Annotated in this window: 24 protein-coding genes, 1 tRNA gene and 1 riboswitch; of the genes, 9 read left to right on the top strand and 16 right to left on the bottom strand. The window is 71.0% G+C overall.

Annotation, left to right across the window (positions count from 1 at the left end):
* Window positions 1-28 precede the first annotated feature (28 nt).
* Complete coding sequence (locus FLX08_RS13300; protein ID WP_142619141.1) at window positions 29-274, bottom strand: cell division protein CrgA; 246 nt, start codon at window positions 272-274, stop codon at window positions 29-31.
* Window positions 275-469: 195 nt separating this feature from the next.
* On the opposite strand from FLX08_RS13300, the gene FLX08_RS13305 reads away from it, so the two are divergent.
* Window positions 470-1,048 (top strand): anthranilate synthase component II, encoded by a 579-nt coding sequence (locus FLX08_RS13305; RefSeq protein WP_142619142.1) that lies wholly within the window; start codon window positions 470-472, stop codon window positions 1,046-1,048.
* 172 nt (window positions 1,049-1,220) lie between these two features.
* Here FLX08_RS13305 and pknB read toward each other — a convergent pair whose 3' ends face one another.
* From pknB to FLX08_RS13340, 7 genes are all read right to left on the bottom strand, one after another.
* Window positions 1,221-3,140: a Stk1 family PASTA domain-containing Ser/Thr kinase gene (gene pknB / locus FLX08_RS13310; RefSeq protein ID WP_142619143.1), complete on the bottom strand. Its 1,920-nt coding sequence runs from the start codon at window positions 3,138-3,140 to the stop codon at window positions 1,221-1,223.
* Window positions 3,141-3,207: 67 nt separating this feature from the next.
* Entirely contained in the window at window positions 3,208-4,698 is a 1,491-nt protein-coding gene (locus tag FLX08_RS13315) for a serine/threonine-protein kinase (RefSeq protein ID WP_142619144.1), read from the bottom strand.
* 7 nt (window positions 4,699-4,705) lie between these two features.
* The gene (locus FLX08_RS13320; RefSeq protein WP_142619145.1) at window positions 4,706-6,163 is read right to left on the bottom strand and encodes a peptidoglycan D,D-transpeptidase FtsI family protein; all 1,458 of its coding nucleotides are present in this window, start codon (window positions 6,161-6,163) and stop codon (window positions 4,706-4,708) included.
* A complete protein-coding gene (locus FLX08_RS13325; protein ID WP_142619146.1) occupies window positions 6,160-7,509 on the bottom strand; it encodes an FtsW/RodA/SpoVE family cell cycle protein in 1,350 nt (449 codons plus the stop codon). Before FLX08_RS13325 ends, FLX08_RS13320 begins: the two co-directional genes overlap by 4 nt.
* Window positions 7,510-7,535: 26 nt before the next feature.
* A complete protein-coding gene (locus FLX08_RS13330) occupies window positions 7,536-8,810 on the bottom strand; it encodes a Stp1/IreP family PP2C-type Ser/Thr phosphatase (protein WP_142619147.1) in 1,275 nt (424 codons plus the stop codon).
* On the bottom strand, window positions 8,807-9,271 hold the full coding sequence (locus FLX08_RS13335; RefSeq protein ID WP_142619148.1) for an FHA domain-containing protein FhaB/FipA: 465 nt from the start codon (window positions 9,269-9,271) through the stop codon (window positions 8,807-8,809). Before FLX08_RS13335 ends, FLX08_RS13330 begins: the two co-directional genes overlap by 4 nt.
* Window positions 9,272-9,288: 17 nt before the next feature.
* Window positions 9,289-10,029 (bottom strand): FhaA domain-containing protein, encoded by a 741-nt coding sequence (locus FLX08_RS13340; protein ID WP_079313435.1) that lies wholly within the window; start codon window positions 10,027-10,029, stop codon window positions 9,289-9,291.
* Between the two features lie 157 nt (window positions 10,030-10,186).
* On the opposite strand from FLX08_RS13340, the gene FLX08_RS13345 reads away from it, so the two are divergent.
* Window positions 10,187-10,269: transfer RNA gene (locus FLX08_RS13345), tRNA-Leu, on the top strand.
* A gap of 625 nt (window positions 10,270-10,894) precedes the next feature.
* Here the strand turns inward: FLX08_RS13345 and FLX08_RS13350 are convergent.
* Window positions 10,895-11,899, bottom strand: a complete 1,005-nt coding sequence (locus FLX08_RS13350) for a CNNM domain-containing protein (protein WP_142619149.1) — start codon at window positions 11,897-11,899, stop codon at window positions 10,895-10,897.
* Window positions 11,896-13,386, bottom strand: coding sequence for a hemolysin family protein (locus FLX08_RS13355; protein ID WP_142619150.1), 1,491 nt, complete (start codon window positions 13,384-13,386; stop codon window positions 11,896-11,898). The genes FLX08_RS13350 and FLX08_RS13355 overlap by 4 nt, the downstream gene beginning before the upstream one ends.
* A gap of 458 nt (window positions 13,387-13,844) precedes the next feature.
* On the opposite strand from FLX08_RS13355, the gene FLX08_RS13360 reads away from it, so the two are divergent.
* Entirely contained in the window at window positions 13,845-14,942 is a 1,098-nt protein-coding gene (locus FLX08_RS13360; protein WP_142619151.1) for an LCP family protein, read from the top strand.
* Between the two features lie 51 nt (window positions 14,943-14,993).
* On the opposite strand, the gene FLX08_RS13365 is transcribed toward FLX08_RS13360, so the two are convergent.
* Window positions 14,994-15,647, bottom strand: coding sequence for a GOLPH3/VPS74 family protein (locus FLX08_RS13365; RefSeq protein WP_142619152.1), 654 nt, complete (start codon window positions 15,645-15,647; stop codon window positions 14,994-14,996).
* 42 nt (window positions 15,648-15,689) lie between these two features.
* Between FLX08_RS13365 and FLX08_RS13370 the strand changes: the two genes are divergently transcribed.
* The 4 genes from FLX08_RS13370 to FLX08_RS13385 all read left to right on the top strand — a co-directional run bounded on the left by FLX08_RS13370 (window position 15,690) and on the right by FLX08_RS13385 (window position 19,141).
* Window positions 15,690-16,295: a TenA family protein gene (locus FLX08_RS13370; RefSeq protein ID WP_142619153.1), complete on the top strand. Its 606-nt coding sequence runs from the start codon at window positions 15,690-15,692 to the stop codon at window positions 16,293-16,295.
* Window positions 16,296-16,317: 22 nt separating this feature from the next.
* Window positions 16,318-17,196: an Fpg/Nei family DNA glycosylase gene (locus FLX08_RS13375; RefSeq protein ID WP_142619154.1), complete on the top strand. Its 879-nt coding sequence runs from the start codon at window positions 16,318-16,320 to the stop codon at window positions 17,194-17,196.
* A 74-nt stretch (window positions 17,197-17,270) separates the two neighbouring features.
* Window positions 17,271-17,594 carry a rhodanese-like domain-containing protein gene (locus FLX08_RS13380; protein ID WP_142619155.1) on the top strand — a complete coding sequence of 108 codons (324 nt, stop codon included), beginning with the start codon at window positions 17,271-17,273 and terminating at the stop codon, window positions 17,592-17,594.
* A 99-nt stretch (window positions 17,595-17,693) separates the two neighbouring features.
* Window positions 17,694-17,810, top strand: a riboswitch (TPP riboswitch).
* Complete coding sequence (locus FLX08_RS13385; protein ID WP_142619156.1) at window positions 17,801-19,141, top strand: purine-cytosine permease family protein; 1,341 nt, start codon at window positions 17,801-17,803, stop codon at window positions 19,139-19,141. Its footprint overlaps the riboswitch before it by 10 nt.
* Before the next feature lie 115 nt (window positions 19,142-19,256).
* On the opposite strand, the gene FLX08_RS13390 is transcribed toward FLX08_RS13385, so the two are convergent.
* Entirely contained in the window at window positions 19,257-19,817 is a 561-nt protein-coding gene (locus FLX08_RS13390) for a methylated-DNA--[protein]-cysteine S-methyltransferase (protein WP_142619157.1), read from the bottom strand.
* Window positions 19,818-19,921: 104 nt separating this feature from the next.
* On the opposite strand from FLX08_RS13390, the gene FLX08_RS13395 reads away from it, so the two are divergent.
* On the top strand, window positions 19,922-21,865 hold the full coding sequence (locus tag FLX08_RS13395; protein WP_425280624.1) for a PAS domain S-box protein: 1,944 nt from the start codon (window positions 19,922-19,924) through the stop codon (window positions 21,863-21,865).
* Between the two features lie 150 nt (window positions 21,866-22,015).
* Window positions 22,016-22,468 carry an ATP-binding protein gene (locus FLX08_RS13400; RefSeq protein ID WP_341874326.1) on the top strand — a complete coding sequence of 151 codons (453 nt, stop codon included), beginning with the start codon at window positions 22,016-22,018 and terminating at the stop codon, window positions 22,466-22,468.
* A 96-nt stretch (window positions 22,469-22,564) separates the two neighbouring features.
* On the opposite strand, the gene FLX08_RS42920 is transcribed toward FLX08_RS13400, so the two are convergent.
* From FLX08_RS42920 to FLX08_RS40570, 4 genes are all read right to left on the bottom strand, one after another.
* Window positions 22,565-22,693 carry a hypothetical protein gene (locus FLX08_RS42920; protein WP_280117099.1) on the bottom strand — a complete coding sequence of 43 codons (129 nt, stop codon included), beginning with the start codon at window positions 22,691-22,693 and terminating at the stop codon, window positions 22,565-22,567.
* A gap of 252 nt (window positions 22,694-22,945) precedes the next feature.
* Window positions 22,946-23,608, bottom strand: coding sequence for a YidC/Oxa1 family membrane protein insertase (locus tag FLX08_RS13410; protein ID WP_142619158.1), 663 nt, complete (start codon window positions 23,606-23,608; stop codon window positions 22,946-22,948).
* Window positions 23,609-23,684: 76 nt separating this feature from the next.
* Window positions 23,685-23,966, bottom strand: a complete 282-nt coding sequence (locus tag FLX08_RS13415; RefSeq protein WP_208761424.1) for a DUF6412 domain-containing protein — start codon at window positions 23,964-23,966, stop codon at window positions 23,685-23,687.
* Window position 23,967: 1 nt separating this feature from the next.
* Window positions 23,968-24,135: a hypothetical protein gene (locus FLX08_RS40570; protein ID WP_167530395.1), complete on the bottom strand. Its 168-nt coding sequence runs from the start codon at window positions 24,133-24,135 to the stop codon at window positions 23,968-23,970.
* Window positions 24,136-24,214: the final 79 nt, after the last annotated feature.

A 24,214-nucleotide genomic window follows, 5' to 3' on the forward strand; every position in this document is an offset into this window, starting at 1 on the left:
GCTGTGGAAAGAATCTTAAGAAAGCAGCCTAACGCCACTTGGTCGACAGTACGACGCCGACGATGATGAGCCCGAAACCGATCAGCAGGTTCCAGTTCGCCAGAGCGGAGATGCCGGGAACGCTCGGCGCGATGTAGTAGATCGCGATCCAGGCGATACCGATGATCCAGCAGGCCACCATAACGGGGGCGAGCCAGCGAGGGCTGACCTTCACCGTCTGCGCCTTCTGCGGCGGCGTGTATACGGCCTTCTTGCGGGTCTTCGACTTGGGCACGGGAGCTTCTCCTGGTGGGTACCCGCGCGGTCGTGCGGGCTGGTCTCAATAGCGTAATCGCTGTGGCGGTGAAGTCCCGAGCAAGGATAGTCGGCGCAGGCCCCGCCGGGCGATCCCCCATGCGGGATTGCCGTACGCTGAAAGTCCGATTTCCGCTTGGCACACCCAGCCACCCCGGTGAAGCGGGAGACAGCTATGAGCCCGATCCGGGTGCTCGTGGTCGACAATCACGACAGCTTCGTGCACACGATCGTGCAGTATCTGCGCGGCCTGGGCGCGGACTGCGACGTACGGCCGCGCGACCACGTCACCGTGGACGACGCCGACGGCTTCGACGCCGTGCTCGTGTCGCCGGGACCGGGCACGCCGGAGGCCGCCGGGGTGTCGGTGCCCCTCGTGCGGCACTGCGCCGAGCGCGGCCTGCCGCTGCTCGGGGTCTGCCTCGGTCACCAGGCCATCGCCGTGGCGTACGGCGCCGCGGTGGACCGTGCGCCCGAGCTCATGCACGGCCGCACCAGCCTGATCTCCCACGACGGACGGGGCGTGTTCCGGGAGCTGCCGTCGCCGGTCACGATGACGCGCTACCACTCGCTCGCCGTGGTCCCCGGCACCGTGCCGGACACGCTGGAGGTGACGGCCACCACCCCGGACGGCGTCATCATGGGCCTGCGCCACCGCGACGCCCCCATCGAGGGCGTGCAGTTCCACCCCGAGTCGGTGGTGTCCGAGCACGGTCATCGGCTGCTCGGAAATTGGCTCGCGCAGATCGTGTAACGCTTTCCGCTCTCGTTACGACTAGAAGAGTGAGGGCTTCCGCCATTGCCCCCGAGTGGCGGAAGCCCTTCCTCATGTCCGGCGCCTTCCGCGGCCGGCAGGGGGACGCCGGGAGGCCGAAACGCCGACGGCGGCCACCGCCTCGCAGTGACCGCCGTCCGCTCATCTCGCGCTAGTTGCCGAACGGGTTGTCGCCGCCCTCGCCGGGCGGGCCGATCTGCACGCCGCCGCCGTCCCCGCCGCTGTTGGGGTCGTTGGGGTCACCGGTGTCGCCGGTGTCGCCGCCGTCCCCGGTGTCGTCCGTCGGGGGGTCGGTGTTGGGGTTGTCGGTCGGCATCTCCTGTGAAGGGCCGGTGGAGACCGTCAGCGTGATCGTGGTGCCGGGGTTGAGCTTGGTCCCCGGCTGCGGCGACTGGTCGATGACGCTGCCCTGCGGCACCGTGTCGCTCGGCCGCTGCTGCGACTTGACCTTGAAGCCGGCGCCCTTCAGCGTCTTCGTCGCGTCCTCAAGGGTGAGGCCGAGCACGGGCGGGACCTCGGTCATCTCCAGGGGCACGTACAGCCGCACCAGGGCGCCCTTCGCGACCTTCTCGCCCGGCTTGGGGTTGCTGTCGAAGACCTTGCCCTGCTCCTTGGTGGAGGCCTTCGGCACGATGCTGACCTTCAGCTCCAGCGCCTCCAGCTCGGCCCTGGCCTCCTCGGGCGACTTGCCGATCAGGTCGTCCGGGACGGTGACCTTCTCCTCGCCCTTGGACACGATGACGGTGACCGTGGCCCCGCGGTCGGTCTGCTCACCCCCGGCGGGGTCGGTGCTCACGACGGCGCCCTTGGGCACGTCGCCGTTGAACTCCTCCGGCCCGAAGGCGACCTTGAACCCGGCCGCCTCCAGCGCCTGCTTGGCCGCCGCCTTCGTCTGGTTCGTCACCCGCGGCACCTGGACCTTGTCGGCGGCCGAGGAGCCGCCGGACCCGAGGAAGGCGTAGCCGACGCCGATCATGGCGCCGATCACCACCAGCGGGATGAGGATCCACAGGACGGTCTTCAGCGCGGTGTTGCCGCCGCCGCTGCTGCGCCGCCGCCCGTCGTAGCGGCCGCCGCCGCGCTCCTCACGCGCGTACTCGTAGTCGGGGATGGCGCGGGTGCTCTGCGTCATGGGCGCGCCGCCGGCCGTCGTCATCGTCCGCGTGCGGTCGGCCGTGCCATACCCGTTGTACTGCTGGGTGGCCATCGCCATCGTCTGCGGGTCGACCGGCATGCCCGACAGGGCCCGCTGGATGTCGCCGCGCATCTCCGCGGCGCTCTGGTAGCGCTGGACCGGGTCCTTGGCCATCGCCTTGAGCACGATCGCGTCGGCCCACTGCGGGATCTCGGGGTCGATCCGCGACGGCGGGATCGGGTCCTCCCGCACGTGCTGGTAGGCGATCGCCACGGGGGAGTCGCCGGTGAAGGGCGGCTGGCCGGTGAGCAGCTCGTACAGCACGCAGCCGGTCGAGTAGATGTCGCTGCGGGCGTCCACGCGCTCGCCGCGGGCCTGCTCCGGGGACAGATACTGCGCGGTGCCGATCACCTGCGCCGTCTGGGTCATCGTGGCGGCGGAGTCGGCCATCGCCCGGGCGATGCCGAAGTCCATGACCTTGACCTCGCCGTTGACCGTCAACATGATGTTGGCCGGCTTGATGTCGCGGTGGACGATGCCGCCCCGGTGGCTGTAGTCGAGCGCCCGCAGGATGCCGTCCACCAGCTCCATGGCCCGCTCGGGCAGCAGCCGCCGGTCGGCGCGCAGCAGGTCGCGCAGCGTCCGCCCGTCCACGAACTCCATCACGATGTACGGCACCGGTGTGCCGTCCATCATGTCCTCGCCGGTGTCGTACACGGCGATGATCGACGGGTGGTTGAGCGACGCGGCCGACTGCGCCTCACGCCGGAAGCGCGCCTGGAACGTGTGGTCCCTGGCGAGGTCGGAGCGGAGCGTCTTGATGGCGACGACACGGTCCAGCCGGATGTCCCGGGCGCGATACACCTCGGCCATGCCGCCACGCCCCACGACGCCATCCAGCTCGTAGCGTCCGCCGAGAAGTCGTGGCTGAGTCATTTCCTGCACTGTCCCTTGCCGTTCATCGTGGGGTGCCACCGGTCTCCATCATCGACCCCTGTGCTCATCACTCCCCCTCATCCGGAGGGTTCGTGTCGGGTGGGGCTTCCGTTGGGGGCGGAGTCTCACTGGGTTCCGTGGCCGGGGTGGACGTCGGAGTAGGGGTCGAGGTCGAGGTCGGGGACGAAGCCGGTGTGGGCGTCTGGGTTGATGCCGACGTGCTTACGGTAGCCGACGGAACGGCGCTCGGCTCGTCCGACGCCGCCGGAGCGGGGGGCTGTTGCGTCCGTGGAATCTCTGACCTGTTCGTACGTGCCGGCGACGGCTTTGGCGACGGCGAGGGGGTCGGTGAGACGGGCGCGGCCGTCTCACCGGGGTCCGGCGGTGGTTCGCCGATGTGGGCGGCGGTGAAGGCCAGGACCCCGATGCCGACCGCGGCGGCGCAGCCCGCCGACACGAGGAGCAGGGTCGTCCGGCGGCGTCGTCCGCCCGCGGGTCCCTCCGGGCCGCCGGGACGTCGCGTACGGGCGGAGGGGACGCCCGCGGGCGCCCTCCGCGTCGCGGGCGGGACCGGGCCCAGCGGCGCGGTGGCAGCGGGACGCGTCGTGCCGGCTCCCCCGGGCTCGCCCAGGGGTGCCGTCAGACCGGGCGCGGCCGGAGGCGTCGTACGGCCCGCGCCGCCCGCCGCGGGGAAGCCCTGGGGGTCGGTCAGCGAGCCGAGGGCCGCCGTCGAGGGGCCCGTGCCCGCGAGGGCGTCGCGCAGCGTCCGCACCCTGTCGAGGAGCACCGGCCCGGTCTCCGGCCGCGCGGCGGGGTCCTTGGCGAGCATGGCCGTCACGAGAGCCGCCACCGGAGCGGGCACGGTCGCGGGCAGCGGCGGGGGCGTGTCGTTGAGGTGCCGCAGCGCGAGCGCCACCGCGGTCTCCGCCCTGAACGGCGGCCGGCCCGCGAGGCACTCGTAGGCCACCACACCGAGCGAGTAGATGTCGCTCGCCGGGGTGAGGGTGGTGCCGGACGCCTGCTCCGGGCTCACATACTGGGCGGTGCCGAGGATGGTGCCGGTCGCGGTCAGCGGCGCGGCCTCCAGCGCACGGGCGATGCCGAAGTCGGTGATCTTGACCTGGCCGGTTCCGGTGACGAGCAGGTTGCCCGGCTTGACGTCGCGATGGATCACACCGGCCCGGTGGGCCGCGTACAGGCCACGGGCGGTCTGCTCGACGACGTCGAGCGTGACGTCGGGCCCGAGCGCGCCGTTGCGGGCGAGGATGGCCGACAGCGGCTCGCCCCGCACCAGTTCCATCACGAGGTAGGCCAGGCCGTCGCTCTCGCCGTAGTCGAAGACCTGGGCGATGCCGGGGTCGGTCAGACCGGCGGTGATCCTGGCCTCGGAGCGGAACCGGTCGCGGAAGGTGGCGTCGCCCGCGACATGGCGGCCGAGCAGCTTGATCGCCACCTCCCGGCCGAGCAACTCGTCCTCGGCCCGCCAGACCTCGCCCATGCCGCCCGCGGCAATGGGGGAGATCAGCCGATATCGGCCACCGAGCACGGTGTCGGTCATGTGTAGGTCACCGCCCGAGCACCGCCTGCATGACGTCGTGCGCGATCGGCGCGGCCACCGCGCCGCCGGTCGCGTCGTTGCCCGCGCTGCCCGACTCCACGAAGACCGCCACGGCGACCTTCGGGTTGTCCACGGGGGCGAAGGAGATGAACCACGCGTGCGACGGCTTGCCCGGCAGGGTCTCCGCCGTGCCCGTCTTGCCCGCCACGGTGATGTCGGGAAGCCTGGCCGCGCCGCCGGTGCCGTGCTCGATGACGCCGATCATCATCTTGGTCAGCTCGCCGGCCACCTCGGGCGTGACGGCCTCGTCCAGCTCCTCCGGGTCGGTCCCTTCGATCTCCGCGCCGTCCGGCCCCATGATCTTGTTGACCAGGTACGGCTTCATGACCGTGCCCTGGTTGGCGATGCCGGCCGCGACCATCGCCATCTGCAGCGGGGTCATCTGGTTGCTCTGCTGGCCGATCGCGGTCTTGGCGAGAGCCGCCTTGCCCTCGTCGGGACCGATGTCGCTGGGCGAGACCTCCATGGGGATCTTCAGCGGCTGGCCGACCCCGAACTTCTCGGCCTGCTCCTTGAGCTTGTCGTAGCCGACGTCCATGCCCATGATCGCGAACGGCGTGTTGCAGGAGATGGTGAGCGCCTGCAGCAGCGTCGCCCGGCCGCCGCACGACTCGCCGTGATAGTTGGGCAGCGAGATGTTCGTGCCCGGCAGCGGCAGCGAGTCGGGCGCGTCGACCTGAGTGTTCTCGTCGCGCGAGGTGTCGTCGCTGAGGTAGGCCGCCGAGGTGACCGTCTTGAACGTGGACCCCGGGGCGAACGTCAGGTTGATGGCCCGGTTGAGCAGCGGCTTGTTGTCGTCCTTGTTCAGCTTGTTGTACGCCTTGTTGACCGCCGCCTTGTCGACCTTGGCCAGCGGGTTCGGGTCGTACGACGGCACCGACACCATCGCCAGGATCTTGCCGGTCTTGGGTTCGAGCGCGACGACCGCGCCGCGCTTGCCGGTGCCGGCCAGGTCCTTGTACGCGATCTCCTGGGCCTTGCTGTTCAGGGTGAGGTCGACGCTCGCGCCCTTGGCGGGCTTGCCGCTGACGAGGTCGATGGCCCGGCGCACGACGAGGTCGGGGTGGCTGCCGTCGAGGTAGCGGTTCATGGCGGCCTCGATGCCCGAGGCGCTCTCCGGCGCGAACCAGCCGACCACGTGCGTGAACGGCTTGCCGAGCGGATACTCCCGCTCGAACCGGAACGTCTTGTCCCCGGTGTCCACCGTCTTGGCCAGCGTGGTCTTGCCGTTGTCGGCCGTGATCCAGCCGCGGTCGATCGCATATCGGGCGTAGAAGCCGCGGACGTTGCGCGAGTCGGTCCGCAGCCCGTCGGCCTTCACCGCGCCGATGTAGGTCACGTTGGCCATGAGCAGGCCGAACATGAGCAGGCAGGCCACGGAGACGCGCTTGAGTGTGCTGTTCATCGCTGCATCACCTGCGTAAGCCCCTCGTCCTGGATCGCCTGCGGCGGCGGCCGGCGGGCCGCGTCGGACATCCGTACGAGCAGGGCGATGAGCATCCAGTTGGCCAGCAGCGCCGAGCCTCCGGCGGACATGAACGGCGTCACGAGGCCGGTCAGCGGGATGAGCCGGGTCACGCCGCCGACGATGATGAAGATCTGCCAGGCGAGGATGAACGACAGGCCGCCCGCGAGCAGCTTGGTGAACGGGTCGCGGGCCGTCAGCGACGTGCGCAGCCCCCGCTCGACGATCAGCGCGTAGACGATGAGGATGGCCATCAGGCCGGTGAGGCCGAGTTCCTCGCCCGTCGCCGTGAAGATGAAGTCGGAGAACGACAGCGGGATCAGCCTGGGGTAGCCCTGTCCGAGCCCGGTGCCGAGGATGCCGCCCGAGCCCATGGCGAACATCCCCTGCATGAGCTGGTAGCTGCCGCCGCCCGCGTCGTACAGCGCGGGGTCCTCCGCGTGCAGCCAGACGTTGAAGCGGGCCTCGACGTGGCTGAAGATCTGCCCGGCGAGGAAGGCGCCGCCGACGAACAGCAGGATGCCGATGAGCACCCAGGAGGTGCGCTGGGTGGCGATGTAGAGCATCGCGATGAACGCGCCGAACAGCAGCAGCGAGGTGCCGAGGTCCTTCTCCAGGACCAGCGTCGCGATCGCGAAGGCCCAGGTGATGAGCACGGGACCGAGGTCGCGGGCGCGGGGCAGGTCGATGAACAGCAGCCGGCGGCCGGCGAGGGCGAGCACGTCGCGCTTGGCGACGAGGTAGCCCGCGAAGAAGACGACCAGGGCCAGCTTGGCGAACTCGCCGGGCTGGATCGAGAACCCGCCGATGCGGATCCAGATCTTGGCGCCCTGGACCTCGCTCAGCGACCCGGGCAGCAGCGCCGGGATGGCCATCAGCACCACGCCGACGAATCCGGCGGTGTAGGTGAGGCGCTGCAAGGCACGGTGGTCCTTCAACACGATCAGGGTCGCGGAGAACATCACCACGCCGAGCGCCGTCCACATGAGCTGGGTCGTGGCGGACGCGCCGGCCTGCCCGGACTGCTCGATCCGGTAGATCATCACCAGGCCGATGCCGTTGACCAGCGTCACGAGGGGAAGCAGAAGGGGATCGGCCCAGGGTGCCCACTTGGCCAGCACCAGGTAGGCCGCGAGCATCAGACCGCCGAGGCCGAGGCCGTAGCCGAGCATGCCGGACGGGATCTTGCCGTTGATTCCGAGCCCGACGCTGGCGTACGCGCCCATCACGATCAGCACGGCGAAGGCGAGCATGCCCAGCTGGGCGCCGCGCCTCTTCGCGGTCATCGGTACGGGCGTGGCTTCGACAGCAGTCACTTACTGGACCTCGTGGGGGTCGGCGTCGACTTGGCGTCCGCCGTTGGCGTCGCCGAGTCGCCGAAGCTCTTGATCCTGGATATCCCTGCCTGGAGGTCGTCGACCGGGATGCCGCTGCGGACCTGGTCCTGCTGCACCGCCGGCAGCGACGAGACGCGTACGTGGTCGGTGTAGGCGACCTTCTTGAAGGACACCGGCCCGACCTCCGCGTCGACGCCCTGGAAGACGACGAGCTCGTCCCCCTTGGCGCCTATGTAGAACTGGCTCTGGGTCCACTGGTAGCCGAAATAGCCGCCCACACCGAGCGCGGCGGCGACGACCAGCACCCCGACGGCCACTTTCGGGCCCGATCGGCTCTTGCGCGAACGCCGCGCGGAGGCCTGGGCCTCGCGCGCGGGTTCGTCGTCCAGGTCGTCGTCGGTGAGCACGGGTTGGGGCGCGGTGACGGTGGTGGCCCGGCCCGCGGGGGTGTCGGGCGGCGCCGAGCGGACCCGGCCGGAGCCGGCCGCACCGACGACCGCCGCCGCCCCCAGGGGCGGCTGCATGTCGTCCACCTCGATCACGTCGGCGACCACACAGGTGATGTTGTCCGGCCCGCCGCCCCGGTTGGCGAGGTCGATGAGCTGCCGGACGACGTCCTCGGGATCGTCGATCGTGGTCAGGGTGTGGTGCAGGGTCTCGGCGCTGACCACCGTGGAGAGACCGTCCGAGCACAGCAGGTAACGGTCGCCCACCTGGGCCTCCCGGTCCTGCAGGTCGGGATCGACCTCGCCGCTGCCGTCCAGCGCGCGCAGCAGTATCGAACGCTGGGGATGGTTGGCGGCCTCCTCCTGGGTGATCCGCCCGTCGTCCACCAGCGACTGCACCAGCGTGTGGTCGTGCGTGATCTGGTACAGCTCGCCGTTCCTGAGCAGGTAGGCCCGGGAGTCGCCCACATGGACCAGGGCGAAGCGTGAGCCGTTCCAGAGCATCGCGGTGAGCGTGGTGCCCATGCCCTTGAGGCTGGGGTCGCGGGCCACCATCGCGTGCAGCTGGTGGTTGGCGTCCCGGACCGCCGCCTCGATGGCGCTGAGCAGATCACTGCCGAAGGCGTCCCGGTCGAGGGACGACAGTGCGGCGATGGCGACCGAGCTGGCCACCTCGCCGTGAGCATGCCCGCCCATGCCGTCTGCGACGGCCAGCAGGCGGCCGCTGGCGTACGCCGAGTCCTCGTTGCCTTCACGGAGGAGCCCGACGTCCGAGCGAGCGGCGTAGCGGAGTGCGATGGTCATTTGCGCAATTCGATGACGGTCTTGCCGATGCGGATCGGAACTCCGAGGGGCACCGGGGTCGGGCGGGTCACTTTCGAGCGTTCGAGGTACGTGCCGTTCGTGGAGCCGAGATCCTCCACGATCCACTGGCCGTCCTGAGGAAAGAGCCGGGCGTGCCGGCTCGAAGCGTAGTCGTCGCTGAGAACCAGCGTGGCGTCGTTCGCCCGGCCGATGGTGATTGGCGTCTCCGTGAGGTTGATGATGGTCCCTTGCAGGGGGCCACCGGTGACGATCAGCTGGCGGGGTTCGCCCTTTTTGGGCTTGGAAACCGATCGGGGTTGCTTGACCGGTTTTCGTGCGGGCGCGGGAGCCGTACGCGGACCGAACAGGTCTGTCCGGATGACGCCGACCGCGGCGATCACGAAGAACCACAGCACCGCCAGGAAGGCGAGCCGGATCAGCAGCAGCGTTAGCTCGGACATGGACCGTTTGTCTACCTCTAATCGCGCCTGAACACCAGTGTCGTGCGGCCGAGCGTCACCCTCGTCCCGTCCTGCATCTCGATCCTGCGGACCGGCTGGCCGTTGACGAAGGTGCCGTTGGTCGACCCCAGGTCCACGAGCACGACCTGTGGTCCTTCCACTCTTAGCTCGGCATGATGCCGTGATACGCCGGGATCCACCAGCCGAAGATCACAATCGGTCCCGCGGCCCAGCAAAGTGACCGGCGTGGTCAGCTCGTAAGACCGCTGGCCCTGGGGGTCGTCCTGGGTGGAGACGAGCAGCCGGGGGCGGCCCTGGAACGCGCTGGGACGGCTGGCGGGCAGGTCGCTCGGCGGCTGACGGATCTCGTCCTGCTCCACCGTCGCGCCCCTGATCACACCCGAACGGATGCGGAAGAGCCCGACGGCGAGATCGTCCGCGGTCTCGAAACGCACCCGCACCGGCCCGACGAACGAGTAGCCCTGTTCCTTGGCGTACTCCCGGGCGAGAGTGGCGAGCTCGTGGCTGATGCTGTCGGCGTACACCTCCAGCCGTTCGCTGTCGGTCGTCGACAGCTCCACCACGAAGTCGTTCGGCACGAGCGTGCGACCCTGAGCGACGATCGCGGCGCGCTCGTCCATCTCCCTCTGCACGGCGCTGGCAACCTCGACCGGCTGGAGATCAGACTTGAACGCCCGCGCGAAGGCCCCTTCAACCAACCCTTCGAGCCGGCGCTCGAAGCGCTGAAGGACTCCCACCGGATCCCTCCCTTCCAATGCCACTACGGTCGCGATCGCTCCGGTGCTGCACTGAGCTCCTTCGCATCGTCGTTTAGAAGGATCGTATCCGGGTTCGTAAGCACGGGCGGATACGTGCTAACCTTTCCAGGCACCCAGAGATGGGGGCCAACCGCAAGGGCAAGTGGCGGAATGGCAGACGCGCACGGTTCAGGTCCGTGTGTCCGAGAGGACGTGGGGGTTCAACTCCCCCCTTGCCCACGAGAAAGCAGCCTCGTCTGGTCGGAAGCAGAGCTTCCTTCCCGCGAGGCTTTCTCTTTGCATCACCCAGGGGGACAACCCCCTGGAACCCCCGGTCAGGCGGGCAGCCTCGAGTGGCCGGAAGCAGAGCTTCCTCCCCGCGAGGCTTTCTCTTTGCATCCCCCAGGGGTGTTGTGTCACCCAGGGAGACGACCCCCTGGAACCTCTGGACACGTGAGCGGCCTCGCTCGGTTGGAGGAGAATCTTCCGCCCGGCGGGGTTTTTTCTTTCCACCGCCGAGGGGGATCACCCCCTGCGATCCCCGGGCGGACGGGCCACGTCGCCTGATCGCGAGCGAAGCGTCCACGTCCGGCCTCCCGTCCCGGCCCGCACGGCGCGGGCCCTCCTGGCGATGTCGCGGCGGGGGCCCCGAAGATCGGGGCCCCTCCGTCGCGCACTGCACATTCTCAGGAGGCCGCCTTTCAAACCACTTTCCCCGCGCTTGCAGGGGGCGACCTTTACCTTCTGTCCCAGTTCGTGAGCGCAAACGTCTCGCGGTGAGAGATGCCGGGTGACGTCGCGGGCGCGGGGCGGGACCGTACCGGGCCGGCGCGCCCGCTCACACAAGCGGGCGCGCCGCGCCGAGTCAGGCGGCGAGCAGCTCGCCGACCAGAGTGGTGAGATCGATCACACCGACGGGCGTGCCGCCGGCGTCGGTGACGAGCCCGAGCTGCGCGTGGGCCTCCTGCAGCAGGGTCACGGCGTCGGAGATCGTGGTGTCCTTCGTCATGCGGGGGACGGGGGTCGCCAGCTCGCCGGCGCTGCGACCCGGCTGGAGGACCGCGTCGCGCACGTGGAGCACGCCGACCACGTCGTCGGGGGTGACGACCAGCATGCGCAGGCTGCCCCCGCGCGCGGCCGTACGGCGGACGAGCAGGTCGTCGGCGTTCGCGGGCACCGAGGGCGCCTCGCTGACAGGCACCATCAGCCGCTCGACCGGCTGGGAGTGGACCCGCAGCGCGCGGGTGAGCAGGTCGTGCTCGTCGCGGTCGAGCATGCCCATCCGGCCCGACTCCGCGACCAGCATGGCGAGCTGGCGGGGTGTGCGGGTGGTGGCCAGCTCGTCGCGGGGCCGCACGCCGGCCAGCCGCAGGATGCCGTTGGTCATCGCGTTCAGCAGGGCCAGGATCGGGCGGACGACCCAGGCGAAGCCGCGGAACGGCAGCGCCAGCCCCATCGCGGCGCGCTCAGGGTGGGTGAGCGCCAGCGACTTGGGCGCCATCTCGCCCACGACCATGTGGAGGAACGTCACCAGGGCGAGCGCCACGACGTACACCACGGGGGTGCGCAACGACTCGGGCAGCAGCGTGAGGACCGGCTCCAGCAGGTGCTCGATGGAGGGTTCGGCGACCATGCCGAGGCCCAGGGAGGCCAGCGTGATGCCGAGCTGCGCCCCGGCGAGCATGAGCGACAGCTCGCGCCCGCCCCTGACCGCGGCGCGGGCCGCGACCTTGGCGAGCCGGCCGCCGCTGGCGGCGATCTCCTCCAGCCGGTGGCGGCGGGCGGAGACCAGGGCGAACTCGGCCGCGACGAAGAACCCGTTGACGGCGAGCAGGACGACGCCGAGCAGGACACCGGTGAGAGCGCTCATGCGGGCCTGCCCTGGAACAGCGCGGAGAACAGCTCGGTGGCGTAGTCGCTGCCGCCCGAGCCGCGGGCGGCCGCACGGGCCTTCTCCCGGCCGGGCCGCTCACCGGCGTCCGCATCCACGTTCGCGGACTCCTGGGCCTGCGCGTCCGCCGACGTCTCCGTCGACACCCGCACCCACTCGGGGACGCGGCGGCGCACGCTCAGGACCGTGAGCACGGCCCGCTCGGCCTCGTCGCCCTCGTCCTCGAAGAGATGGGGCTCGGGCACGAGCGGGGAGACCACGCGGTCGCCCGGCTCGGCCATCCGGCCGAGGAGCGCGAGGACGAGACCGGCCACGGTCTCGTAGTCCTCGCTCTCGGGCAGCCGGATGTGGGTGGCGCGCTCGACCTCGTCGAGGCGGAGGGTGCCCGGCACGTCCCAGACGCCCTCGCCTCGCCGTACGACACCGAGGGGTTCGGGGTCGTTCTCGTCCACCAGCTCGCCGACGAGCTCCTCGGCCAGGTCCTCCAGCGTCACGACGCCGGCCAGGCCGCCGTACTCGTCGATCACACAGGCGAACGTCTCGCCCGCGGAGGTCATCCGCCGCAGCAGCTCGGGCAGCGGCAGGGTCGCGGGGACCAGCAGCGGCGCGCGGGTGATGCCGCCGACGAGCCCGTCGGAGGGAGAGCCGGCCTGCAGATATTCGAGCAGCCCGGCCACCCCGACGACGTCGTCGGCGTCGGTGCCCAGCACGGGATAGCGGGAGTGGCCGTGGGTGCGGAGGGCGTCGAGGAACTCGCTGATCGGCCACTCGGCGCGTAGCGAGACCACGCGCGGGCGGGGGACCATGACGTCCTCGGCGGTGCGGTCGCCGAACTCCAGCGCCCGCTCCAGCATGTCGGCCAGCCGGGGCGGCAGCTCGCCGGCCGCGGCCGACTCGCTCACGATGCGCGACAGCTCCTCGGGGGTGGCGCCGTGTTCGAGCTCCTCGACGGGCTCGATGCCGAACAGGCGGACGAGCCGGGTGGCCGCGGCGTCGAACAGGCGGATGAGCGGCCCGGCGACAACGAGATAGACGTGCGTGGGGCGGGAGAGGAACTTCGCGACGTCGTCGGGCCGCGCGATGCCGAGGTTCTTGGGGGCCAGCTCGCCGAGGATCATCTGCACGACCGTGGCGATCGCGACCCCGAGGGCCACCGCCACGCCCGGGACGGCCGAGCCGGGCAGCCCGGCGGCCTCCAGGGGGCCGCGCAGCAGGTCGGCGATCGCCGGCTGGGCGATGAAACCCACCAGCAGGGTGGTGACGGTGATCCCGAGCTGCGCGCCGGAGAGCATGAAAGACAGGCGTCCGGTGATCTCGAGCGCCCGGCGCGCCGCGGCGTCGCCGGCCGCCGCCTGCTCACGGAGAGTGCCGCGGTCGGCGGCCACGAAGGCGAACTCCTGCGCCACGAAGAATCCGGTGGCCAGGGTCAGAAGGAGAACGGCCAGCAGGCCCAAGGCGGCGCTCATCGGGCGTCCGCCATGCGATCATGAGATCCCGTGCCTGTGCACGGGCAGGTACTCCAGGGGTCCGGAACGGACACGACGATCCTTTCGCGTAGTGGTATACCACCGTAACGGCTGGAATCTCTCCTGTGTTTCCCAGCAGCCTTTACTGACTGCTTAGAGGACGTCTGGGTACCGTGAAGATGGGGGCGCATCGGCAAAGAGTTCCGCCGATGCCGACAAAGCAGTCGCAAGCACGCTGAGGGCTGGGGGTTCACGTGGCCGACGAGAACGAGGCGACCCGTGCGTACCGGCGCCCGGCCGGACCACCCACAGCCCAGCCACCGGCGGCCCAGCCGTCGGCGGCGCAGCCATCGCCCGGCCGGCCTCAGGCGGCCGCTCCGGCAGGCTCCGGCCGATCTCGGCCGGCCCCATCGTCGGGGTCCGGCAGGGAGGACACGGTCCCCCGGGTCCGGTCCAAGGTGTACGGCAAGCCGCGTTCCGGCAGCAGTCCGGTCCGTCCGCTCGGCGGGAGCAGGCACGAGGCGGCAGACCAGGCGGGCGCCCCGCACGGCGGTGGCGGCGGTCCGACGGGCCGTGACAGGTCCGCACACGGCGGCGGACGCGGGCCGCGCCGGACGGGCAGGATCGTCCTGCGGGTCGTCGTGGTGGTGGTCGTGCTCCTGCTCGTCGCCGCGGTCGCCGGATATTTCTGGATCGGCTCCCGGTTGAAGCCGGTCGAGTCGCTGACCGACTACGACGGACGGCCCGCCGAGACGCCGGGTCAAGACTGGCTGCTGGTCGGATCCGACAGCCGGGCGGGCCTGACGGCCGCGCAGCGCAAGAAGCTGGCCACCGGAAAGGCGGTCGGCAAGCGCACCGACACGATGATGCTGCTGCACATCCCCGAGAGCGGCCGGCCGACCCTGGTCAGCCTGCCCCGTGACTCGTACGTCCCGGTCGAGGGGCACGGCAGCACCAAGCTGAACGCGGCGTACGCCTTCGGCGGGCCGAAGCTGCTGACCAAGACGGTCGAGCGGGTGACCGGCATCCGGATCGACCACTACATGGAGATCGGCTTCGGCGGGTTCGTCGGCATCGTGGACGCGGTCGGCGGGGTCAACATCTGCGTGAAGCAGGACATCAAGGACCCCAAGGCCGGGATCGACCTGAAGAAGGGCTGCCAGGACATGGACGGCGGCACCGCGCTCGGCTACGTCCGCACCCGGGCCACCGGCCCCATCCCGGACTTCGAGCGCACCCAGCGGCAGCGTCAGTTCTTCTCTGCCGTCGTCCAGAAGGCCGCGAGCCCGGGCACGCTGATCAACCCGTTCACCTCGATCCCGCTGGCGCTGAGCGCGGCCGACTCGGTGGCCGTGGACCCCGGCACCGGCCTGTTCGACCTGCTGTCGGTCGGCCTGGCCATGCGCGAGGGGCCGGTCGCCACCGCCGTGCCGATCGGCTCGCTGCCGACGATCGGCGGGCAGGCGGTGGTCAAGTGGGACACCCAGAAGGCGCTGCGCCTGTTCGAGGCGCTCGCCGCCGACAAGCAGGTGCCCAAGGACGTCATCACCAAGTAGCGCACCCCCGCTCGCGCCGGCGGCGGGGGTCAGCGTCAGGAGGTCAGGGGGTCAGCTCCCGGAGGCGGTGGCCGCGGCCGTCGCGGCGGCCGTGGCCGCGACCACGGCGGCCTGGATCGACTTGATCGTCTTGCGGACGGCCTCGGCGGTCCACTGGCCCTCGGCGATCTCCTTGACCCGGCCCTTCGGAGCGCCGGGAAACGCCTTGCGGTCGAGCTTGGCCGCGTGCACGACCGCGATCAGGACCGCCGTCCGCTCGTCCGGCTCGGCGCCGGCCAGCACGCTCTCGACGCGTTCCCGCACGTCCCGCTCGTGGCTCGGGTCGAGCTCCGGATAGCGCGTGGTGGGGAAGATCCCCAGGAATCTGCCCGCCTGCTCGCTCAGCACGCCCCGGGCGGCCAGCCGCGTCAGCAGCCGCTTGCGCAGCCTGTCCGCGCGGAGCTTGCCCACCCACCAGTCGGCCTTGCGCGGTCGTCGCTCCTCGGCGATGCGGGTGAGCGCGGCGTCCAGTTCCTCCTCGCCCACCGGGGTGGGATCGACGGGCACGACCTTCGTGCCGTCGAGGTCCACCCGGCGGCGTACGGCCAGCTCCGCGAGCAGGGCCCCGGCCAGGGCGCAGTCGAGCTCCACCGAGCCGATGATCGGCTTCCCGGTGTCCTCCCGGTAGGCCAGCAACACCACTTCCTCGGCGATCGTCAGTGTCACGAGGTCGAGCCTAGCTCCGGACTAAGGTCACAATGAGCCCTTATGGGAATCTCTGCCGACCTGCACGCCATCGGGCGGCCGATGCTGGACGCCCAGCTCGCGCACCCGACCGTACGCGGCATCGCGGCGGGCGACCTGCCCGAGGCGGTCTTCCGGTCCTGGCTGGAGCAGGACTACCTGTTCCTGCTCGACTACGTCCGGGTGTTCTCGCGGCTGGCCTGGCAGGCTCCGGACGCCCACCTCGGCGACCTGGTCGACCTGGCGTACGCGACCTGGCACGACGAGCTCGACCTGCACCGGTCGCTGGCGGGCGGGTTCGGCGCCGACCTCGACGGGGCGGTGAAGGGGCCGGCCTGCGCGGCGTACACCTCGTTCCTGCTGGAGTCGGCGGCGAACTACGGCGAGGGGCTGGCGGCGCTCTATCCCTGCATGTGGGGCTACTCGACGCTCGGCGGGATCCTGGCCGCCGACCCGCCGGCCGAGCCGCGCTACCGCGCCTGGGTGGACACCTACGCCGATCCCGGATTCGCCGCCCTCGCCGCGCGCATCGGGACCATGATCGACGAGGCGGCGCCGGACCCGGCGCGCGCCCGGGAGCTGTTCGTCCGCGGGATGGAGCACGAGCTCGCGTTCTGGGACGTGCCCTGACCGTCGGGGTTAGTGTGAGGGCATGCCGGAGCTGCCCGAGGTCGAGGCGCTCGCCGAGTTCCTCCGCGAGCACGCCGTCGGCCGTGCCGTCATCGGGGTCGACGTGACCGCCTTCCAGGCGCTAAAGACCGTCGACCCGCCCGTCACCGCGCTCGCCGGGCTGCTCGTCACCGGCGTGGCGCGGCACGGCAAGTTCCTCGACGTCGACTGCGACGGCCTGCACTTCGTCACCCATCTCGCCCGCGGCGGCTGGCTGCGCTGGCGTGACGACCTCACCGGCGCCAAACCGGTGCGGCCGGGCAAGGGCCCGCTCGCGGTCCGCGTGCGGCTGTCGCCGGGCGAGGACGGCCGCGCCCCCGGGTTCGAGCTGACCGAGGCGGGCACGCAGAAGCGTCTGGCCGTCTATGTCGTGCGCGATCCCCAGGACGTTCCCGGCATCGCCGGCCTCGGGCCCGACCCGCTGTCGGAGGACTTCACGCCCGACCTGCTCAAGACGATCGTGGGCGGGAGCCGCACGCAGATCAAGGGCCTGCTGCGCGACCAGAAGGTGATCGCGGGCATCGGCAACGCCTACTCCGACGAGGTGCTGCACGTCGCGAAGATGTCGCCCTTCAAGATCGCCGGAACGCTGACGGACGGCCAGATCGCCGACCTGCACGACGCGATCGTGAGCACGTTGCGGGACGCCGTCGGGCGGGCCAGGGGGCTGGCGGCCAAGGACCTCAAGTCGGAGAAGAAGTCGGGCCTGCGTGTGCACGGCCGTACGGGCGAGGCGTGCGAGGTGTGCGGCGACACGATCAGGGAGGTGTCGTTCGCCGACTCGTCGCTGCAGTATTGCCCGACCTGCCAGACCGGTGGCAAGCCGCTGGCCGACCGCCGGCTGTCGCGCCTGCTCAAGTAGCGCCCGCGGATCACCGTGGGTCACAGCTCGCGACACGGGCCCGGGCATCGGTGGTGTGCCGTCAGAATGGGCGCATGACTTTGCCGGAAATCGCCCCCGAGGCACTGCCCGAGGACGCGTACCTGCTGGACGTCCGCGAAAAAGACGAGTGGGTGGCGGGCCACGCGCCCGGCGCCGTCCACATCCCGCTCGGCGAGCTGCAGGCGCGGGTGGAGGAGGTGCCGCACGACCGGCCGGTGTACGTGCTCTGCCGGGTCGGCGGCCGGTCGGCGCACGCCGCGATGTGGCTCAACCACATCGGCCGCGACGCCGTGAACGTGGACGGCGGCATGCGGTCCTGGGCCGCGGTCGGCCGTCCGATGGTGAGCGAGACCGGCGACACGCCCTACGTCGCGTAGGGACGGCGGCGGTCGCCTACGGCAGGCGGCGGCGGTCGCGTACGGGCGGGGGCGGCGTAGGAAAACGGTCAAAGAAGTGTCATAATCCCCAAGACATCATCAATAACTCGCGGGAGCTCGGGCGTGACCGGGCTGAGAGGGCGGATCGAACTCGTGCCGCCGACCGCATGAACCTGTCCGGATAATGCCGGCGTAGGGAGCGTGTGATGACTTCTGCCGTCGTCGACGACGCGCACGCGGAGGTTCCCCTCACTCTGGACGAGGAGGCTCCGAGGACCCTGGGGCTGCTCGACCAGGGCGCGTTCTGGGCGAATCTCGGGGTCAGCCTTCTGGGCTTCTCGGGGGCGCTGTTCCTGCTCGACCCGCTGGGCGGCAAGCCGCTGACGTTCACCGCGGCGGTGCTCGCCGCCGTCGTCGGCAGCCTGCTCGGGACGGCGATGGTCGGCCTGGCCGCGATTCCCGGCGTGCACACCGGGCGGCCCGCCATGGTGCTGCTGCGGGGCCTGTTCGGGGCCCGGCTGTCGTACATCCCGACCGTGCTGAACATCGTTCAGATGCTCGGCTGGGGCGCCTTCGAGCTGTGGGTCATCGCCAACGGCGCGCAGGCGCTGTTCGGCACGGCGGTGCCGTACGCGGTGTGGGCGGTGGCGGCGGGGGTGCTGACGATCGCGCTGACGATCCGGCCGCTCGGCGCGCTGCGGCTGCTGCGGCGCTACGTCACCGCCGGCGTGGTGATCGCGATGATCTGGCTGTCGATCGCCCTGTTCCGGCAGGGGCCGTCCGTGGGGGGCGGCTCCTGGGACGCCTTCGCCCCCGCCGTCGACTACGTCATCGCGCTGTCGGTGTCGTGGGTGCCGATGGCCGCCGACTACGCCAGGCACTCGCGGTCGAGCGGCGCGGCGTTCACCGGCGTGGTCGCCGGATACACGATCGCCCAGGTGGCCTGCCTGGCCCTCGGCATCGCCGCGCTCGCCCTGGTCGGCAACGACGGCGACAAGGTGTGGGACCCGTTCGTGGCCGCTCCTCTGGGGGTCGTGTTCTTCGGCATCCTGGTGCTGCGCGAGGCCGACCAGTCGTTCGCGAACGTCTACTCGACGACCGTGTCGATCCAGAACCTCGCGCCGCGCTGGGACCGCCGGGTGATCTCGGTCGTGATCGGCGTGCTCACCACGTTGATCGCGCTGTTCGCCGACGTGAACTCCTACGGCGCGTTCCTGAGCGTGATCGGCGCGGTGTTCGTGCCGATGTTCTCCGTGCTCGTGGTGGACTACTTCCTGCTCGGCGGGAGGGCCCGGTGGAACACGGCCGAGGACGCCCCCTCGCGCTGGCTCATGGTCGTGCCGTGGATCCTCGGGTTCGCGGCGTACTGGATCGTGACCTCCACCCCTACGGTCGCCTGGTGGGACGGGATCTGGAGCGGGGTCCGCGACACCCTCGGGTTCGTCCACCAGCCCTGGATGAACGCCGCGCTCGCCGCGTTCCTCGTCGCCGGGCTGGCGACCGTCGCGCTGTCTCTCCTGGGCCGCCGCCTGCCGTCGCGCGGTTAGAGGCGCGCCCCCTCCCACCCCCGGCCCTCGCGCACGGCAGCGCCGGGGCCGCCGGGCGCCGGCGATCCAGTGGTCTCCCGGGCAGTGGTCTCCCGGGCAGTGGTCTCCCGGGCGGTCAGAGGGCGCCTTCCAGGCGGAGCAGGTGCTCCTTGGCCGCCGGGCCGCCGGCGTACCCGCCGAGCGAGCCGGGGCCATCCACCGCCCGGTGGCACGGCAGGAGCACGCAGACGGGGTTGCCGGCCAGGGCGTTGGCCACCGCGCGGGGCGCCTGCGGCCGCCCGATCCGCTCGGCGATCTCCTGGTAGGTCGTGACGCTGCCGTACGGCACGGCCGGCATGAGCTGGATCACCGTACGGCTGAAGCCGGTGACCAGGCGCAGGTCCACCGAAAGGGAGAAGGTGCGCAGCCTGCCCGTGAAGTACGCGTCCAGTTCCCGGCGCAGGGGATCTATGCGGCGCGGATCGGGCCCGATGAACGAGCCGACGGCGCGGGAGACCCGGGCGAAGACCTGGTGCTCGTCCTCATAGGTGCAGGCCAGCACGCCACGGGCGGTCACCGCGAGGACCAGGCGGCCCACCGGCGCGTCCATGGTGCCGAAGGCGACCTCGGGCGGGGCCACGCCGACGTACCCCGGCGAGGTCACGCGGAGCAGGGCCTCGAGGTCCTCGGTGGACATGGGCGCCCCACTTTCTCTTCTCTGCGTGCTGGCAGCGTATCGGAGCGGTCGCGAGGTGACGGAAAAGCCCAAGATCAAAAGGTGAAAGAAGGCACGATGGGGACGTGGGTGACAGCAGCGTGGACGGCCGGACGGCGGACCTCGCCCCCGCGGTCCCGGACGCCGCGATCCTGGGCGACGCGGTCCTCGGCGGCGCGATCCTGGGCGACGCCGAGGAGGGCCTCGCGCGTGCGGTCCTGGCCGGCTCCCCCGACGCGATCGTCGCGCTGGACCGTGACCTGGCCGTGCTGAGCTGGAACGCGGCGGCCGAGCGGCTGTTCGGCTGGCCCGCGTCCGATCTGCTGGGCAGGCGGGCCCCGATCGTGCCCGACGAGCTGATGGCCGAGCACAACGCCGTGCTCGAACGCGTACGCGCGGGCGGCCGGGTGTCGCTGACCACCAAGCGCCTCCACCGTGACGGACGGCTGCTCGATCTGCGGGTGGACACGAGCGCGTTGAGCTCGCCGGCCGGTGCCCTGCTCGGCTACGTGAGCGTCTACCACGCCGCCGAGGACGACGACGCCGCGCACGGCAGGATGGTGCGCCGCGCCCGCCTGGTGCGCCGGCTGACCGACGTGGTCGGCGACATCAACGCCGAGCTCGACCTGCCCGTCGTGCTCGACCGCATCGCCGCGAGCCTGACCGAGCTGACCGGCGCCGACGCCGGCGGCTTCGTGTCCATCGAAGGGGAGCGGCTGCGCCTGGTCGGCGTCCACCAGTTGCCGGAGACGCTGCGCGGGGCCACCGCGGGGCTGCACACCAGCCTGGTCGCCAAGCTGCTGCGCACCGGCAAGACCGTGCTGCTGGAGACCGGCCCCGAGGGCTTCCAGGACCTGATCTGGGCGCGGCTGCCCGGCCTGCACACGATCGCCGTCGGCATCGCCGCCGTGGGCGGGCGTCCTTATGGAGCGCTCTACGCGTTGTTCGCCCGGCGCAAGGCGAGCCATCTGGAGCTCGAACTGCTCGAACTCCTCGCCGGGCACGCCGGCATCGCGGTCGCCAACGCCATGGCGTACCAGGAGGCGGTGCGGCAGCGCGCCCACGAGCGGGCCGTCTTCGACGCCAGCGCCGACGGCATCGCGGTGCTGGACGGCGCGGGCGCGGTCGTTCGGTGGAACCCCGCGGCGGCCGAGCTGACCGGCCACCCGGCGGACCGGGTCATCGGAGGGCCGCCGCCCTTCCCGCTGCCGGCGCCGGGGGAGAAGCTCACCTTTCAGCTCCCGTCCGGCCGCTGGCTCGACGTGCTGTGCGCGGAGATCCGGGAGACGGGGGAGACCGTCGTCGACTTCCGCGACGTGACCCGGGCCAAGGAACTGGAGGAGGCCAAGGACCTTTTCCTCGCCACCACCAGCCACGAGCTGCGTACGCCGATCACGATCGTCCACGGCTTCGCCAGCACGCTCGACTCACGGTGGGATCACCTGTCCGACGAGGAGCGGCGGTCGGCGGTCCACACGATCGCCGAGCGCGCCCGCTCGCTCGGGCAGCTCATGGACCACCTGCTGCTCGGCGCCCGGGCCGGCGCGGAGGAGCTGAAGGTCAGGGTCGAGCCCTTCGACCTGGCCGCCCGGGTGCACGCGGCGACGCTCGGACTGCCGGTCCTGTCCGACCGCCACCGGCTGGAGGTGGACATCCCGCCCGATCTCCCCCTGGTGTACGGGGACGCGCTGGCGACCGACATCCTCCTCGCCCAGTTGCTGGAGAACGCGTTCAAATACTCCCCAGACGGCGGCCTGATCCGGGTCGAGGCGTGGCCGGAGAACGACCGGGTCGTGCTGGTGGTGGACGACGAGGGAGTGGGCATCGCGGCGGGCGACCGGGAGCGGATCTTCGAGCGGTTCGTCCAGGCCGACAGCGGCAACCGGCGCAGGTTCGGCGGGGTCGGGCTCGGGCTCTACATCGTGCGCAACCTCGCCCGCGCCCAGGGCGGAGACGTCGCCGCGCTGCCCCGATCGGGTGGTGGAACCCGCATGCGCCTGGTGTTGAACTCGGCAGGATCTTCATCCTGATAAGACAGATCGGAGCGTGGCGTCACCACTTAAGGACTGAACTATTGTCCAATGTGCACAAGCTGTGATCCGGGGCACGGTTTCCCGGCCGAGTAAGCGGGGCATTTCGGTCGTACTGGCTTGTGCAGCAGGAACGGGGGGAACGGGGAGGTGAGTGCGTCGAGCGTTGTGATGCTGCCGTACGCACCGTCGAGCGTCGCCGTCGCACGTCAGCGCCTCAGCGCCGATCTTTCGAACGCGGGGTTGCTCGCCTCGGCCGTCGACGACGTCGTTCTGATCATGAGCGAACTGCTGAGCAACGCGCTGCGCCACGCCCACCCACTCCCATCCGGGCAGCTCAAGGTGGCGTGGCTCTGCTCGGACACCCAGGTCGAGGTGGCCGTGAGCGACGGAGGCGCGTGTACGGAACCCCGTGCGGGCCGCCCGACTCTGTCGTCCCTCGGCGGCCGTGGGCTCGGCATCGTGGAATACCTGGCCGAGCGCTGGGGGGTCAGGCACGATGAGGAGGCGACCACCGTCTGGGCCGTCGTCCCCGCCTCATGGCCCGCCCGAAACGGGCATCACGAGATATCCGAAACCCCGGTCCTGCGCGAAGTCGGCTGAACGCCCCCGCCGATACCACCCCCGCTGCCACAACACCCTCCACAGCAGGACCCCCCACTTACGACGCACCCCCACCACTGCGGCCTGTCCCTGCCGCTACGCGTCGCCTTCGCGGCCGAAGGGGTGCTCCATACAGACCAGGTCGTCGCGGGAGTCCCACGAGTCGGTGACGACGAAGCCGAGCCGCTCATAGAGGGCGACCGCGGTCGTCCGCCGGCGCCACACCGACAGCCGTACCGACCGCAGGCCGGCCGCGCGCGCCCGGGTCCTCGACCTCCACCCGGTAGCGCTCGGGCAGATGCGCGGGCCCGGCCACCGGGACGCCCTTCTCCGCCTCGGTCCGCAGGTGGTAGGCGGCGAGGAGCGTCCGCAGGTCGTCCCCGCCGGCGTCCCCGGCCCGCCCAGGGCGTGATCACATGGTCGCGGGTCATGCCGTGAGCATCCCAGCTCCCCCGGCGTCTCGCCGTGTTCCCGGCGTCATGCCGTGCGCGGATAGAGCATGGCCCGCTCGGCCGTCGTCCAGGCGCTGCTCACGAGCAGGTAGACGCCCGCCGCGAGCGGGAGGAAGGCCGCCACGGCCACGGTCCAGAACGGCGCGAGGAGCTGGAGACGCCGCATCGGGGCCGTGGGCTCGACCCTGCGGGCGGCGATCACGGCCACGACCACGAGCAGCGCGAGCAGCCCGGCGAACACCGCGACCGGCGGGCTGACCAGGCCCGCCCCGGCGACCGCGGCCGCGAGGTGCTCCCCCAGCGGCACGCCGAGCACGCTCTGCGCCAGCAGCAGGTTCGGGTGTCCCGCGATCACGGCGGCCGTGAACAGCCGGTAGGTCAGCATGAAGAACGGCGACTGCGCGAACCCCGGAAGATAACCGCTGAACTGGCCGACGCCCTCCTTGGCGTACACCGCGTTCACCTCACGCAGGAGCCGCTGCGGGTCGTTCTTCCATCGCGTGCGGAGCTTGTCCACCTGAGGAGCGAGCCGCATCCTGATCCGCTGGGCACGGGCGACGCGGATGCTCAGCGGCAGCAGCGACAGCCGTACGGCGAGGGTGACGAGGACGATCGCGAGCCCGCCGCCGGTGACATGGCTGAGCGCCTCGATGAGCCGGTAGGCGGGGTCGAGTACGAAGTCGAACATGGGAAGCCTTTCGTCTGTGGCCTTCTGCCGATGGATGAGGGCATGACGAAAGCGCTCGTGACCGGAGACAGGCCGGTCAGGCGAGCGCCGGGCTTCCTGATGGTGCGCGGGGACGGGGACGGCCAGGCGCGCCGGGATCGCGCAGCCTGACCATCGCCGTCTCACCGTTGTACGACGGCCTGCCCGGCCCCTGAGACAGAACGGGGACGCCGGTCAGCCGGGAGAGCATCCAGGCGAACACCAGAACGGCCACGCCGGCCAGGCCGACCGCGGTCAGCGCGCCGGGGCCCGAAGACCCGGCGGCCGACCCGGCCAGCAGCCAGACGAGCGATCCGATGACGGCCTGGAGAGCGTTCACGTCAGCGGGACAGCTTCCCGACGACGGTGACCACGACGACGGCGACAAGGGCGACGATCCCGATGATGAGCAGGAACTTCAGCGTCGCGAACAGCGCGGGGATCACGAATCCGAACACCAGCCACAGGGCCAGGAGGATCCCCAGTACGGTCAGTACGGTACGGGCCATGGCTTCAAGGTACGCGGTGCCACCGACAACCGCGAGCTTGATCCAGAATCGGTTCGCATCCCTCATGATCCGTAAGGTT

Source organism: Microbispora hainanensis (assembly GCF_006874475.1).
Taxonomy (GTDB): domain Bacteria; phylum Actinomycetota; class Actinomycetes; order Streptosporangiales; family Streptosporangiaceae; genus Microbispora; species Microbispora hainanensis.

Excerpts from the sequence above, each read along its gene's own strand:
- FLX08_RS13315 (WP_142619144.1), bottom strand. The coding sequence starts at position 4,698 with ATGACCGACACCGTGCTCGGTGGCCGATATCGGCTGATCTCCCCCATT.
- FLX08_RS13335 (WP_142619148.1), bottom strand. The coding sequence starts at position 9,271 with ATGTCCGAGCTAACGCTGCTGCTGATCCGGCTCGCCTTCCTGGCGGTG.
- FLX08_RS13385 (WP_142619156.1), top strand. The coding sequence starts at position 17,801 with ATGACTTCTGCCGTCGTCGACGACGCGCACGCGGAGGTTCCCCTCACT.
- pknB (WP_142619143.1), bottom strand. The coding sequence starts at position 3,140 with ATGACTCAGCCACGACTTCTCGGCGGACGCTACGAGCTGGATGGCGTC.
- FLX08_RS13330 (WP_142619147.1), bottom strand. The coding sequence starts at position 8,810 with ATGACCATCGCACTCCGCTACGCCGCTCGCTCGGACGTCGGGCTCCTC.
- FLX08_RS13350 (WP_142619149.1), bottom strand. The coding sequence starts at position 11,899 with ATGAGCGCTCTCACCGGTGTCCTGCTCGGCGTCGTCCTGCTCGCCGTC.
- FLX08_RS13325 (WP_142619146.1), bottom strand. The coding sequence starts at position 7,509 with ATGACCGCGAAGAGGCGCGGCGCCCAGCTGGGCATGCTCGCCTTCGCC.
- FLX08_RS13305 (WP_142619142.1), top strand. The coding sequence starts at position 470 with ATGAGCCCGATCCGGGTGCTCGTGGTCGACAATCACGACAGCTTCGTG.
- FLX08_RS13355 (WP_142619150.1), bottom strand. The coding sequence starts at position 13,386 with ATGAGCGCCGCCTTGGGCCTGCTGGCCGTTCTCCTTCTGACCCTGGCC.
- FLX08_RS13370 (WP_142619153.1), top strand. The coding sequence starts at position 15,690 with ATGGGAATCTCTGCCGACCTGCACGCCATCGGGCGGCCGATGCTGGAC.
- FLX08_RS40570 (WP_167530395.1), bottom strand. The coding sequence starts at position 24,135 with ATGGCCCGTACCGTACTGACCGTACTGGGGATCCTCCTGGCCCTGTGG.
- FLX08_RS13320 (WP_142619145.1), bottom strand. The coding sequence starts at position 6,163 with ATGAACAGCACACTCAAGCGCGTCTCCGTGGCCTGCCTGCTCATGTTC.
- FLX08_RS13410 (WP_142619158.1), bottom strand. The coding sequence starts at position 23,608 with ATGTTCGACTTCGTACTCGACCCCGCCTACCGGCTCATCGAGGCGCTC.
- FLX08_RS13380 (WP_142619155.1), top strand. The coding sequence starts at position 17,271 with ATGACTTTGCCGGAAATCGCCCCCGAGGCACTGCCCGAGGACGCGTAC.
- FLX08_RS13390 (WP_142619157.1), bottom strand. The coding sequence starts at position 19,817 with ATGTCCACCGAGGACCTCGAGGCCCTGCTCCGCGTGACCTCGCCGGGG.
- FLX08_RS13375 (WP_142619154.1), top strand. The coding sequence starts at position 16,318 with ATGCCGGAGCTGCCCGAGGTCGAGGCGCTCGCCGAGTTCCTCCGCGAG.